The sequence below is a fragment of the Puniceicoccales bacterium genome (genome assembly GCA_031255005.1).
Taxonomy (GTDB): Bacteria; Verrucomicrobiota; Verrucomicrobiia; order Opitutales; family LL51; genus JAIRTH01.
Genome location: JAIRTH010000041.1, coordinates 22,080 through 36,422, shown reverse-complemented (window position 1 = coordinate 36,422; position 14,343 = coordinate 22,080). Strand labels below are relative to the sequence as shown.

Genomic DNA, 14,343 nt, shown 5'->3' with positions numbered 1-14,343 from the left:
AATGGAAGTTAGGACCACATAGATCCAGCTCATATATATGATCGCAGTAAATATTATGCCCACTAGGAATGCCCTCTTGGTTTTTTCATGATTTTTATCGAGAAAATCGTACACATGGGGACATACATTTTGCACTCCGAAGGATGTAAACAATATTGGTAGAGCTGAAAATATATGGTTGCCATTCGATATATCGCTAAAAAAAGGCATGGAGAAAGACTTTATGAATACTTTGAACAATACTGTAAAGATCGATAAAATAAGCAAAATAAAGAATATAGAATTCAGATTGCTAAGCAATTTCACCTTCAAAGAAAATAAAATGCAAAACACTGTTCCACATAATATTACGATCATCGTTGAGCTTTTTTGGCCAAATGCTGCTGATATTATATCAGCTGTACACGCAATATATACAGCCAAAAGCGAAAAAGACAGGGCGAAAAAACTAGCCATTGCCAGCATTCGCATCCAATCTCCGGACAGAATTTTACTGCATTCAACTATGCTCGTTCCCTTTGATAGATGATGATTTATATCTATCATAACGCAGGATGTCCTGTAGGCAACAAGAAGATTAACTAATATGAGAACTTCCGTGATGGCTATTCCCACCTTTGCCAGGGCCAATGGCAAGGCTATTAGTCCTGCGCCTATGGCCGTGCCACACACAATACTTACTGCACCTATAAATTTTTGCATAATTTTTTAATTGATTAGATTTGTTATAAAAAAACATTACTAAGTAACATGAATTGCCAAAATGTTGATTTTGATTATTTTAATGTATCGATCCAGCGCCTAGCGCCACCAATGGGATAAAAATTTATTTATCGGACTGAGGTAATGGAAAAAATTGAAAGATCTTTCATCAACCAAAAACATGGAGCGCAAGGGATGGAATTTTGTGAATATTGCAAGCAAATTTTAATATTGAAAAGACATTTATTTTGTTAACCTAGACCGCTGATGATGATTTTAAGGTTTATGTTGATGGCTATGACACTTGGAGTCAATGCTTTGGCTATTCAGAGTAATATTTTTGCTCAAAATTTTTCTTCAAATGCAGAAATACCATTGCCAAATGATGCAAATATAGTAGCCGTTAATCCCATGATTGAGAATACATTGGTAATTTTGAAACCAGATTGCATGGAAAGGAAGCTTTCCGGTGCGGTCATTGATCGAATTCAACAGGCTGGTTTGGAAATAGTGGCCTGTAAAATGATAAAACTCCAGTTGGAGCTTCTGAATGATCACTATGCCCATCTGGTGAATTTGCCATTTTTCCCAGAGGTGGTAGAATTTATGAGTGCCCGGCCGGTAATTTTGTTAGTGTTGCAAGGCAACGATGGCATAAAAAAGGTCAGAGATTTGCTTGGTCCAACGGATTCTGCCCAGGCCCCAAAGGGTACAATTCGCGGTGACTTTGGCCAAGATAAAATGAGAAATATTGCCCATGCATCCGATTCGGCCGAAAGTGCTCAGAAGGAAATCCGGAGGTTTTTTGATGGATTGGAGTTATATCTATAGGTCCGATTTTTTCATTTTGTTTTGATATACTTTCATTCTATGGTCCTTTGTTATGGCATGGCGTAATGGAACACCGCCTGGTGAGAGTATATTTGCTGTGACAAAAATAAGTAGATTTTTCTTTTGCGACGTTTCACCTTTGGATCGGAAAAGCTTTCCAACCAATGGTATATCTCCAAGAATCGGAACCTTATCATGGACTTCCTTGACCTCTTCTCTGGTCAATCCCCCCATTACCACCGTGGCGCCGTCGAATATGGTCACTTCGGTTTTTATTTCTCTGGTTGAAAAGATTGGCTGAAGAAATCCCGAAGGAATATTAACCGTGGTATCGCCTGAAATGGCTATGCTCCGGCCGCCATACTCTATGAATTTTTCAAATTCGGTGACCCTGGGTTCTAGTCGCAGACTTATGCAATTATTTTCTTCTACCATCGGTGTTACACTCATTTCAACGCCCAGGTTTCTGGTGGTGAAATCGCTGGGAGTTCCGGCAGTTATGGTGACTCCGGCGGCACCAGTACCGGTGCTGCTAGTGGTGGATCCCACATCGGAAGTTATTGCACCATAGGTCCTTGGGTAAATAAATTCCTGGGCAACGGTGATTTTAGCTGTTTTACCTGATAATACGGTCAATTTTGGAGCACTCATGAGATCCGATCCGGATTGTTGTTCGAGGGCTTTTATTAAAAGGTTGACCTTCACGTGGTTATATACACCGGTGATGGCGCCCATGGCTCCGATATTCGCTCCTATGTTTATGCCACTGGGTGGCGACGGCATCACATTGGATATGTCAATTTTTTCGGAATGTATTGTTCCGGTGGCGGAGTCGGTTATTTTTTGGACAATGGATCCTTCGCCGCTGGTGGAGTCCTGCAAACCGAAGGCTCCGCTCAGTGACCTCAGTGCATCCCTTTCTTTGCTTTCTTTTCCGAAGGTTCTAAAATATTGATTTTTTGATGGATTGCCAAAGGCTACGTCCCATTTGAAATGTAACTCATCGAGAACATTTTGCTGTACTTCAAGGAATTTTGTTTCGATTTCTACCTGCCTGATGGAATTATATTTTCTTAATATTTCTGTGACTCTTTTTATATTTCTTGGGGTTTGGGTTACAATTAGTTGAGTGCCATCGTAGGCCATATCACTGCCTTCGATACCAGCAAAATTAACACCAGCATGCTGGAGAAATTGTTTTATCAATCTTTCTTCCTCGGCGATCATGGTGGTCTTAGTCTCGGAGATAGATTTTTCTTTGCCCATGGTTTTGTTTTTACCATTTTTATTATTTTTATCATTTTCGTATCTAAGCGTCTTGATTTTTGGTTTTTCGGTGAGATTTACTTGATCATCTTGGAGGCCGGTCATTCTTACAACGGATGATCTGGATAGAGTGAAAAATTTGGTTTCCAGATTGTTTGCCTTTGGAGTTCCCACTGGGCTTAGCACTATGGCGTCATCCTCTAGTTCCATTTGAAATCCACTGCTTTTAGCCACAAAATTAAGGATTTTATCGAGGGCTAGGGTTTTTAAATTTAAAGTGATACATGGATCCACATCGTCGGGTTTTATTAGTACTATATTAACCCCTCGATGAGCTGAATTTTTATCTTTGTCGTATAGTTCAGACATTTCGCCTATTGTTTCAACGGCCTGAGATAAGGGTATTTTATTCAAAGAAATCTTTGGTATTATAATATCGGATAATTTTTTAATCACATCGTCTTGATTATCGATTTCTGGATCGGATGTTGGCCAATCTTTGTCCGTAGTTTTTGGTAATTCCCAGGCTTTGCTGACCTCATTTATCATGTGGGTTTTAGCTTCGACAAAATATTTTTGTTTCACTTTATTAAATGCTTGAATCCTTTTATTGATGAGGTCTTTAAGAAACAAAGCATCTCCATTGTCTGGTTCATATTCCAGGATAAAATTGACCAATCTATTGGCTTCTTCGTATTCGGAATTAAAGCAAAGAGATCTGGCTTTTATCAAAATAAACTCCCGATTCGACCTGTCCAAGGCATTTGGCAGTTGTTGTTTCTTTTGTTGATCTGTGATAGCTGTTACTTTATTGGCATTTCTTTTCATTGTTTTCTTTCCTTTCATCATTTCTGTTTTATCCACCTTCTTTGCTGATTTTCCGTAGCTATCATTTGGTATAATGACGGCGGCTGGACAAAGGCAACTCGATAGCAATACAATTAATCTTCGATACCAACTACATCCCGAGCACACGGTGCTAAATTCTATATTTTTTTATGATGTAGTCAAGGACTTATAACAAATGATACACATAGATAATATTGCCTTAGACGGAGTTACATTACATGCATGTTACGGATCTTATAAAAATATCCTGTCCAAGCTTGGCCTTTATCAGAGCAGAAATGCTGTGCCAATCTGCGTGGCTGTTTAAATGTACCAAACATGCACTACCAGAGCCTGTTAATGACATATAAAAACCTCTATCTGCCAATGTTTTTTTCAAATTTTTTAATTCCAAATGACGTTCAAATACCAGGGAATTAAAATCGTTATAGATGGGACTGTGCTTGCCCATCTCAAGGTTATGTAAAAACTTCGCTAGTAACTCGTTGGCTTTGGCTTCATCTGTATAGCCGTTTGCCATTTGGGCGTAGGCCCAGGCTGTATTTATGTCAAATTTTGGCTTAAAAACTGCGAATTTCAGGTTACGGATTTTGGCCACATAGCTTTTGCCCAGATCCGTTAAAATTTCTCCTCGGCCAGAGACCAATTGAGGAGTGTTTTTTGAAAAAAATGGGCAATCTGATCCTATTTTTGCCAGATGCTTTAAAATCTCTGTTTTGGCCATGGAATGGCCAAGTGTCCTTAACAGTGAAAGAAACACATGGGTTCCGTTGCTACTTCCTCCACCCAGGCCAGAATATGGCGGTATCTCTTTATGAATGTTGATATTAATGCTTCCATCAAATCCTGTTAATTTGCGTATTATGTCCACTGCGCGGGCCATGGTGTTGGTTTTATCCAGCGCTATTTTATAAAAAATGCCAGTGGATACAATTTTACAGCTACTTGGGCCATCTAAATCCATATCTATCAAAATTCTATCATATAGATCTATGTGGGAAAATAGGCTGTGTAGATTGTGAAATCCATCCTTTCTTCTTCCGGTGATGGCTAGAAAAAGATTGATTTTGGCTGGCGAAAATATTTTTATTAACCTTTGTCTGATTTCCATCGTTACCATGTTAATAGATGAACTCAAGGAAATATCAAACTCTAAAAGCATTGGTATATTTGGCGCTGGCGCGAGTGGTATTGCTGCGTGCAATCTATTAAAATTCATGAATTTGAAGTGCATTGTCTATGATGAATACAATGAATCCTATGGTTATTTTAGCGAAGCCGATCTAAAGAGGCATTCGCTTATCATTTGCAGTCCAAGTTTTTTGCCCGACCATAGATGGGTGAATTTAGCCAAGAAACATTCTCTGAGATGTATTCCGGAAATTGATCTAGCTTACATATTCATGAAAGGAAAATTCGATAGGAAAAAGAAAAAAATCGTTGCAGTTACCGGGACCAATGGGAAGACAACCACGACGGAATTTTTAACCTTTTTGCTAAAAAATGCTGGTTATCGGGCTTTGGCTTGCGGAAATATTGGTCGGCCAATGTCTGATGTTGTTCTATCAGAAGATATGGTAAGCTGTGACCATGTGATCTGTGAAGTGAGCTCCTTCCAGGCCGCCATGCTTTCGTTTTTTTCGCCGGATATTTTAATATGGACGAATTTTTATCCCAATCATCTGAACAAACATACCAGTATGGATGAATATTTTAATTGTAAATCTAACCTGGTGAGAATGTTGCTATCGGATCAATTTTTTTGCGGCAAGTGCGTGATGAATTTTGCCAATGAAAAGGATTCTTTGGTTTCAAAAAAATTTAATTCGGCCATTCAGTGCATTTATAATGGTGAGCAGGAATCCATGGTAGTCGAAACTGCCATGGCGACGGCTCCCAATCGAGAAAATTTCGCCATTGCCTACGAATTTTGCAAAAAAAATGAAATACCTATCAAAAAACCTGTAGTGGAAAATTTTAAACCACCAAAATATAGACTGGAATTTGTATGTAAAAAATGTGGTAAATTTTTTTGGAATGATTCAAAATCCACCACCTTTTCTGCCCTAAATGCTGCTCTTAGTAACTTCCAACAGAAGGTAATATGGATAGGTGGCGGCGAATCCAAAGGTGATGCGCTGGAAAATATATTACAAATAATTTACAATAAAATTTCCTATGCTCTGCTCATTGGTGAAACTGGCAAAGGGCTTTGTGAGCTATTGGGTAAAAATAATATCCCCCATAAATATTCTTCCACCGTCGATGTGGCCGTGAGAGATTCTGTCCAGCAAGTCTCTGATATTGTTTTATTTAGCCCCGCATTCACCAGTTTTGACCAATTCAAGGATTATAAAGAAAGAGGAAAATTTTTTGAAAAATGCATTTTAGATTTGAAAATTTAACATACTGTGCATTTATATTGTCATAGTTGATGGATGAATTGGATTTATGTGAATTTGAATATGGAATTAAAAAAATTTTTTTATAAATTGTCGTTTTATGGTTCGTGCTTTGGGAGTGTTATCCTAGCTGGATGCAGTACTACTTTCAATGAAAATAAGGGGCCCAATCCCAATGATACCATTATAAAAGTCAGTGAAAATCAGGTTAATGAAAGTCTACCTGATTATGCTTCGCGGACTGCTGTATCCCATCGCCCGCGGTATACGCCTAGCCGACCAGTGGGATCGATAATTGCCCGTGGAATCGATCATATAGAAATGGAACCTATTGATATCCAAGAAGATGTGATTGTTATTAAGGACGAAAAACCAAAGATTGGTACCAATTATGTGGTGAAAAAAGGAGATACAATTTGGAGACTTTCTCGGCGATTCGGTCTAAAGGTCAGCGATATACTCACTGCTAACAAGCTGGATAAAAACGACAAGATAATCGCTGGCCAAAAAATTTTCCTGCCAAATGTTTCGGAAGCTGAAGTGAAGAATGCGATTTCCGGTAGCAAGTATACGATCCAGTCTGGCGATACTTTATCTAGGATAGCGAGCAAGTTCCATACGACCATCAATGACATAAAGTTGGCTAACAATATGAGCAATGATAAAATAGTTGCCGGAAAGATACTTACTGTTCCTAATGGCAAACCAAATAGCAATGTAAGTTCTTCTGGTTCAGGCAAATCTAGTCGAGCATCAACCATTTACGCCGGTGATTATACCATCCAGCGTGGAGACACTTTGGCGTCCATAGCCAAGCGTTCGGGCATCAGTGTTGCTGATTTACAACAGGTAAACCACCTAGGCGATCCGTCGAAGTTGCAGGTGGGGAAAAAATTAACCATTGCCAAAGCGACCAAGGATCATATTTCGACTGTATCTGTGCCTCAAGCTTCTGGTATAGAAAAAATTGCAAGTTCTCAGGGCGATCGATCATCCACGAAGTTGAACATTTCTAATTACGATTTCATGAATGATTCGGATTTTTTCCAAGGAATAGATAATATTCCCATCGTACAGGTCAGTGAGTAGCGATAATTACAGGCAGTATAGGGATTTTTTTAAAAACAATTGGCTTGGGGTTTGTCCTGTGGTGGCAATTTTTTTGCTGACAGGTATGGGATTGTTAGCGCTTTCAAGTGCTTCATTTCCCATGTCCGACAAACTACTTGCTAAACAATTTATTTGGCTCTGTGGTTCGATGTTTTCATCGATAATCTTTGCCTTTATTCCGCTCGAATTATTGGGTAAATTTCGGCATATCATCATATGTGCCATGGCCATTGGATTGGTATTAGTCCTTATTCCCCACATCGGCCGAGTGGTAAATGGATCACGGCGATGGCTTAAACTTGGCAGCATTGGTTTTCAGGTTTCAGAGTTTGCAAAGATAGCCATAATAGTATGGCTATCATACTACATATCGAAACATATACATCTAATAGACAATGTGTTATATGGTTTTTTCTATCCCATGTTAGTGCTCTGTGCCTTTGCTCTGCTAATATTACTCGAACCTGACTATGGCACGGCATTTCTATTCGTTGCGGTGGGAATTACCTTGTTATTTTTATCCGGCACAAAGTTTTCCTATTTATTATATACAGCAATTTTTGGCGGAATGGTTTTTTCTCTATTAATATGGCTAAACCCAGTCAGATTAAAGCGGGTGACGTCGTTTTTGGACATCGAAGGTAATAAATCTGATGGTTCCTATCAGCTGTGGCAGGGCATACTGAGTTTCGCATCGGGAGGTATGTTTGGCAAAGGTCTCGGCCTAGGCCGGCAAAAGATATCCTATCTGCCAGAAGCACATACGGATTTTATCCTGGCAGTAATTGGTGAGGAAATGGGTTTCATTTTCACCGGTTTCATAGTGTTATTATTTTTTGTATTTACATTTATCTGCCTACTGATTTTGCGGCAACAAAGTTCAATATATCACCGGCTCTTGGGCTATGGCGCAACGCTGATGATAGCCTATCAAGCTATCATGAATATGTGTGTTGTAAGCGGTTGCATGCCAACAAAAGGCATATCCCTGCCCTTCATAAGTTATGGTGGATCTAACCTACTGTTGCTCTATTCTTTGCTGGGCATAATTTTCAATTGCATGAGGCATGGGCAACCTACTTTAGAAGATGTTTCAGGCCAGTGATTCGTTCGGTGGATTTATTGTTTTTTATTGCCAGATAATAGGCTTTGGGGTCGCCAACAATAAAGACTTTATTTCGACCACGGGTCACAGCTGTGTAGATTAAGTTTCTCTGTAGCATGATGTAATGTTGATTCATTAGGGGTAAAATTACCATAGGAAACTCACTGCCTTGGGCCTTGTGAATGGTAATTGCGTAGGCCAACGCAATGTCTCCAAGGTCGGATCTTTTCAATTCTACATTTTCTCCATTAAAATCAACGGTCATAATACCTTCCACCGTATCTACGGAGATTATTCTGCCCAAATCGCCATTAAAAATATTTTTGTCATAGTTGTTTCTGAGCTGGATGACCTTATCTCCAAGTCTGAAATTATTCCAATGGGTTTTCGAAGCTCCATGGCTAAAGCTTCGCTGTAAAACTTCGTTAAAATTAGTCACGCCAACGGTACCTCGGTGCAATGGCACCAGTACCTGTATGTCGTCAATGGGGTCGATGCCATACCATTTGGGCAGCAAGTCTTTACATAACATTTCGACTTTATTTAGGCAATCATCCGGACCGTCGGCCACAATGAAATTAAAGTCCTTATCTTTATCCACCAAATTCGGGTCACAGATCAGCCTGGGCAAAGCCTGGTTACCGGAAATTATGTCATGGGCAATGGAAACGATATCGCTGCGATTATCTTGACGAAACACGTTTTTTAACCTTGTGACTGAAAATATGTTAGAATCTATGCAATCCCATAAAACATTGCCGGCACCCACCGATGGCAATTGGTCCACATCGCCAACCAACAATAGGCTGGTTTGTGAGTCCAGGGCTCGAAACAGAGCAGCGGCTAATTTTGTATCCAACATGCTTGCTTCGTCGATCACTACGAAATCAGCAGCCAACGGAGTATTTTCGTCGTGTAAAAATCGATGGCCATCGGGCACGAATTGCAGCAATCGATGGATGGTTTTGGCAGGCATTCCGGTCATTTCTCCTAGGCGTTGGGCGGCTCGTCCGGTGGGTGAAGCTAGCAAAACCTTAGCATTTTTTGTTCCTAAAATTTCCACCAGAGCCCGCAGTATCGTGGTTTTCCCAGTGCCTGGCCCACCAGTGATGATAGATAATTTACTTGTCAATGCCATTTTTAGTGCATCGACCTGCTTTTTGGCAAATACAAACCCTTCTCGATTTTGGGCCCATAGAATTGCCTTTTCCACATCTATATTTGGTAGAGATTTGGCTTTGGATTTGAAAATTTTGCCCAAACCATTGGCGATGGTTTCTTCGGCAATTTTCATGGCCGGCAATTGAAGCAAATCATCTTTTGTTACAGAAATACTGCCAATTTGTATGAGAAATTTCAGTTGATCATCCACCTTTGGTTCTGGAACTTCTAGTAAAATTCTGGCGCTTTTAAGCAACATTTCCCGACTAACACAGGTGTGCCCTACCGTCTCGAAGTTATTGAAGCAGAAACAAATACCAGCTTCTATCCTAGAATGATGATTACTTGGCATGCCCAAGTTCATCGCGATTTTATCGGCGGTTTTAAACCCAATTCCTGGTACTTCATTGGCCACTCTATAGGGATCTGTTTCCAAAATATGCTTGGCTCGATCTCCATAGATTTTGTAAAGCCTAAGACATAGTGAATTTGAGACGCCATAGGTTTGTAAAAAAATCAATATATCGCGGATGGATACCTGCTCATCCCAGGAATTTTTTATGTTTTTAGCCCGCATCGGACCAATTCCAGGCACCTCTCTCAATCTGGCAGATTCCGAAGATATGATTTCGAAGGTCTTGGCACCGAACTTGTTGACGATCTTATCAGCATATACTTTCCCTATGCCATCTATCAAGCCACTGCCCAGATATTTGCGAATGCCTTGGACATCCGCCGGAAGCGACGATCGGAAAGATTGGATCAGAAATTGCCGTCCATATTTGGAATGCTCATCCCAATAACCTGTAAGCACTAAGGTTTCTCCACAATTGACACCGGGCAAATTTCCCCGGGCCGTAAATGATTTCTTATAGGCCAAATGGGTCAGTTCTACAATGGAAAAAAATGACTCTTCGTTCCTAAAAAGGAAACGCTCAAGTACCGCATTTATATTTTCACAAGGTTCCAAATCAATAGTTTATTATCAACGTCGATCAAATACTCAAGTCATAAAATGCAACCAGACCATATATTTATATTGAAAACGAGAGCACCTGTTAATATACACCAGGATAGATGCCAAAAAAAGCTTGTTTATTATCATTCGGATGCCGATTAAATCAATCGGAAATTGTAACCCTTGGCGAGCAATTGGAAGAACTTGGAATAAAAATTTCCAAGCACTTGGCTCCGGATATCGATCTGGTAATCATCAACAGCTGTGCCGTAACAAACCAGGCTATTTCGAAATGTACCCAAACTCTTAGGTCATTGATTTCGAAATTTCCCAAGGCACGGGTAATTCTAACCGGATGCTATTCAACCATTGGTAAGGAGATTTTGATCAAAATGAATGGCATCGATCTAATTATCAGCAATGCTAATAAAAATTCCATTGCCAGCCATGCGGCGGAGATAATTTCCAAGCCTAAGAGCGAACGACCGGTATTTATAGATAGTCCTAATCCAGAGAAGGTTAAATATTTTTTGCAAAAAATTCCTAAGGCCAGCTATGATAAGAGATATAATCTTAAAATACAAAACGGATGTAATTTCTTTTGCTCCTACTGCATCATTCCATTTACACGGGGTAGTCCCCAAAGCCGTGATTTTGAAAATATCCTGGAAGATGCCAGAGTTCATGGAGCTGTTGGCCCGAAGGAAATAATTATAACCGGCGTAAATATAGGTATTTATGAGAATCATGGTAGAAAACTTTTGGATGTAATAGATGGACTGAATGCTCTGGATGGTGTCATAAGAATTCGAATTAGCAGCATAGAATTTAGGACCATTGATGATAAAATTCTCGAAAGAATGGCCGATAGGAACCATAAATTGGCTGCCTATTTGCACATCCCAATCCAATCTGCATCGAATTCCATACTGGCCGCAATGAAACGGCGCTATTCCTTTGAAGAATTTTTATCCTATGCCCAAAAAATATCCAAGCTCATTCCGGATCTTGGTCTTGGCACCGATATCATGGTTGGGTTTCCCGGCGAATCTGAAAAAGATTTCCTTGAATCGGTGGAATTTTTAAAAACTTCGCCAATCCAATATGCCCATGTATTTACTTTCTCGCCAAGGCCTGGTACCGCCGCAGCCACAAGCCAATCATTTGTGGCAGAACAGGAAAAGCTACGTCGAAGCAAATTTTTAAGACAAGTGAGTTTGGAAAAAAGAAATAAATTTTACAATGATAACCTGGGTAAAGTGGTAGATGTTTTATTTGAAGACAGGCAGGGAGAAAAATTTCCTGGCTATACGGAAAATTACATAAAAGTGATGGCCAAATGTTCAGAAAATGTGACCAATCAAATTAAAAGTGTAAAAATTGTAAAAAATGAACAGACCCATGTGGAAGGAGAATTGATTTTTTAATGGACAATTCTATTGCAATAATTTTAAACTAGTCAGGCGAATGGCCAATTTAATGGAAATGTTAGTCCAAAATTATCTCGCTCTCACTACCCTACTCTGTGGCTACTTCATCGGATCGATATCCTTTGGAGTTGTCATGGCGAAGATATATGGCATCAATATATTTAAGGTTAATAGTGGCAATCCTGGAGCTACCAATGTAAATAGGTCCATTGGCAAATGGGCAGGAACTATGGTATTTATTCTAGATTTTTTAAAGGGTTTTATTCCCACTGCTCTGGTCCAGCATATATTTTTGTCCCAATACAGAGATTTCACTATAAACATGAATCTGATACTGCTCACTGGATTGATCCTGGGCCATAATTTTTCCATTTTTTTAAAATTTCGAGGCGGCAAAGGCGTTGCGACGGCCATGGGTGGGGTACTTACATTAATGCCTTGGTGCTTTGCCATTGGCATTCTGATTTGGTTGATGATATTTAAAATTACAAGATTTGTGTCGTTGGCTTCACTGTCTTTTGTGGCAAGCCTACCATTGACGTCCTATCTATTTGGTTACAGCAATGAAACCATGGTCTTTTGCATTGGCCTGATGGTGGTTATCTCATTGAAGCATAGAGAAAATATAAAACGCCTATGGAAAGGAACGGAGTATAGATTTTCCAAAAGTTGTCGAAAAAATCATGACACATAGCTGCCGGCACAAATGGCTGGTTTTGATTTAAGTTCATTCCATTTCAACAAAAAATCGCCTTCATTTTCGGCGAACAGCGGAGAAATTTCTATATCAAAAGGAGGTAAGCCGCTTGCGTCAACAGGAATCTCGGCACCGGCGGATAGCAGCCATCGAGTAAATAGTCTGATTTGATCATTTCTGCAGGTCTGAAGGGAATCTATGCCTTTCAGATTTTTTATTGGACTAAAGTTTTCTCGCCTATTTACTTCTAAAACCAGGCTATTTTCAGTAAATTGCAACGCGTCAAAAATGAAAGTTTCAAATTTAATGCCATTGGCGGATTCTGGATCAATGGGTTTGCCATTGACATCGATGGTGGGAATTTTTTTCTTGGCCGCATGGACATCCAGCTGTCTTAGCGCATTATCTTCTCCCAAAGATCTGACAAAATCTCTGGCAAAAATATGTATGGCCGCATTGGCATATCTGAATTTTAAACGCCCTAACGTATCCATTTCATGGATAAAATTCATGCTCAGGTCGCTGTATTCGATGACTGCAGTTTTGCCATACATGGTACAAAAGACCCCAACCTTTTCTTCGGGATAGGCCTTATGGATCATACGACAGGACATTTCAGATTGTTGGTTTATGTGAAAGCCTATGAAATATGGATCTATGCACCTGACCAGCGGATTATCCACCTGAAAATAACTTATGATATCAATGTCATTTTTTTCTAGAATTTCAAATAACCCACTGGATACAAATGCATTAAATACACCTCCATGGCCATCTGGATGCATGGCTATGCTGTGTTTATCTTCCAGCATTATTTTGCCAGAAAAATCTATGGCTGGTTCAATGCCTTGGATAAAAAAATGCACATGTTCCAGCCCAAATGATTCATTTTGGTCAAAAAATTTCAATATTTCATCGTGGTTCCTCGTGCTGGTCATCACAAACCAGTGGAATTTTTGGCCATATTTAATTTCGGCAAAGCGTATTTTTTCCGCAAAGACCTGAAACAGCGTCTTTTTTTTAACCGGAGTCACAGCCAATATGCCCTTGGGGCCTTCGTGGCCAAGCCTTGTTCCCTGGCCTCCTGCGGCAGTCAAAATTGCTACCCGACCATCGCGTATTGCATTTTCACCAATACGATGAGCATCTTTCCACCGCCTATTATCAATCTCGTTATTTGGCAATCCAATAAAATCGATATGATTGGAAATTTCCCTTAAATACATGCTAAAATGTTTTTTGTCAATGGATGGCAATGTCCTGACTCGGTCAGCCACCTTTTGCAAATTTATGGCATTGGCCTGACGAAAAAGTTTATCCTTCGACACTTCATCTAATTCATCGATAAACTTGAAAATCTGTGCTTGTCCATAGTGCTTAAACTTCTCAAGCAACTCATGCTCAATAATATTCATATGATCTATAATTGGTGATTAATCGAAACGAAATAATATTTCATCATTTTTTATATATCCTATTGTTTGGCGAGCTATATATTCTACAAATTCTTTATCGTTAAGCATTTGAATGATATGAGCCCTGTAATTTTCATTTTTATTACGCAGCTGTTCCAATTCCAAGGTTTGGCTGATTTCCAAATGAAAAATTGTCTTGTATTCTCGCCAGGTTCTCATTAGAACAATCCCAGATGCAGCTAGTACACCTAACAGTAGTAGGCAGGAAAAAAATAGTGAAATTTTATATAATTTAAAAGTCATGATGAGCGTATTTTTATTATTTTATCCATTTCCAATCATTTTAAAGATAAGCGTAAAAAAATCTTTCCTTTCCAATCATAATCCCTAGGACTAATTGCAGTAGAGTAATTTAAA

12 protein-coding genes are annotated in these 14,343 nt (G+C 39.5%); 6 read left to right on the top strand and 6 right to left on the bottom strand.

Annotation, left to right across the window (positions count from 1 at the left end):
- A partial coding sequence (locus tag LBH49_04095) for a hypothetical protein (GenBank protein ID MDR0351789.1) occupies positions 1 to 702 on the bottom strand: 702 nt, incomplete at its 3' end.
- Positions 703 to 969: 267 nt separating this feature from the next.
- Between LBH49_04095 and ndk the strand changes: the two genes are divergently transcribed.
- A complete protein-coding gene (ndk, locus tag LBH49_04090; GenBank protein MDR0351788.1) occupies positions 970 to 1,533 on the top strand; it encodes a nucleoside-diphosphate kinase in 564 nt (187 codons plus the stop codon).
- On the opposite strand, the gene LBH49_04085 is transcribed toward ndk, so the two are convergent.
- Positions 1,528 to 3,735, bottom strand: coding sequence for a hypothetical protein (locus LBH49_04085; GenBank protein MDR0351787.1), 2,208 nt, complete (start codon positions 3,733 to 3,735; stop codon positions 1,528 to 1,530). The genes ndk and LBH49_04085 overlap by 6 nt on opposite strands.
- Positions 3,736 to 3,862: 127 nt before the next feature.
- Entirely contained in the window at positions 3,863 to 4,759 is an 897-nt protein-coding gene (locus LBH49_04080) for a hypothetical protein (protein ID MDR0351786.1), read from the bottom strand.
- Between the two features lie 7 nt (positions 4,760 to 4,766).
- On the opposite strand from LBH49_04080, the gene murD reads away from it, so the two are divergent.
- The 3 genes from murD to LBH49_04065 are packed head-to-tail and all read left to right on the top strand — an operon-like array spanning position 4,767 to position 8,265.
- Positions 4,767 to 6,053, top strand: a complete 1,287-nt coding sequence (gene murD / locus LBH49_04075) for a UDP-N-acetylmuramoyl-L-alanine--D-glutamate ligase (GenBank protein MDR0351785.1) — start codon at positions 4,767 to 4,769, stop codon at positions 6,051 to 6,053.
- A gap of 48 nt (positions 6,054 to 6,101) precedes the next feature.
- Positions 6,102 to 7,139, top strand: a complete 1,038-nt coding sequence (locus LBH49_04070) for a LysM peptidoglycan-binding domain-containing protein (GenBank protein MDR0351784.1) — start codon at positions 6,102 to 6,104, stop codon at positions 7,137 to 7,139.
- Positions 7,132 to 8,265, top strand: a complete 1,134-nt coding sequence (locus tag LBH49_04065) for a putative lipid II flippase FtsW (GenBank protein MDR0351783.1) — start codon at positions 7,132 to 7,134, stop codon at positions 8,263 to 8,265. Before LBH49_04070 ends, LBH49_04065 begins: the two co-directional genes overlap by 8 nt.
- Here the strand turns inward: LBH49_04065 and LBH49_04060 are convergent.
- Positions 8,237 to 10,396: an ATP-dependent RecD-like DNA helicase gene (locus LBH49_04060; GenBank protein MDR0351782.1), complete on the bottom strand. Its 2,160-nt coding sequence runs from the start codon at positions 10,394 to 10,396 to the stop codon at positions 8,237 to 8,239. The two genes, LBH49_04065 and LBH49_04060, sit on opposite strands and share 29 nt — an antisense overlap.
- Before the next feature lie 107 nt (positions 10,397 to 10,503).
- Here LBH49_04060 and LBH49_04055 point away from each other — a divergent pair, with 107 nt between their 5' ends.
- Both LBH49_04055 and plsY read left to right on the top strand, forming a co-directional pair.
- Entirely contained in the window at positions 10,504 to 11,811 is a 1,308-nt protein-coding gene (locus tag LBH49_04055; GenBank protein ID MDR0351781.1) for a MiaB/RimO family radical SAM methylthiotransferase, read from the top strand.
- A 52-nt stretch (positions 11,812 to 11,863) separates the two neighbouring features.
- A complete protein-coding gene (gene plsY, locus LBH49_04050; GenBank protein ID MDR0351780.1) occupies positions 11,864 to 12,508 on the top strand; it encodes a glycerol-3-phosphate 1-O-acyltransferase PlsY in 645 nt (214 codons plus the stop codon).
- Here plsY and LBH49_04045 read toward each other — a convergent pair.
- Both LBH49_04045 and LBH49_04040 read right to left on the bottom strand, forming a co-directional pair.
- Positions 12,496 to 13,926 (bottom strand): UTP--glucose-1-phosphate uridylyltransferase, encoded by a 1,431-nt coding sequence (locus LBH49_04045; protein ID MDR0351779.1) that lies wholly within the window; start codon positions 13,924 to 13,926, stop codon positions 12,496 to 12,498. The two genes, plsY and LBH49_04045, sit on opposite strands and share 13 nt — an antisense overlap.
- Before the next feature lie 18 nt (positions 13,927 to 13,944).
- On the bottom strand, positions 13,945 to 14,229 hold the full coding sequence (locus LBH49_04040) for a septum formation initiator family protein (GenBank protein ID MDR0351778.1): 285 nt from the start codon (positions 14,227 to 14,229) through the stop codon (positions 13,945 to 13,947).
- Positions 14,230 to 14,343 lie beyond the last annotated feature (114 nt).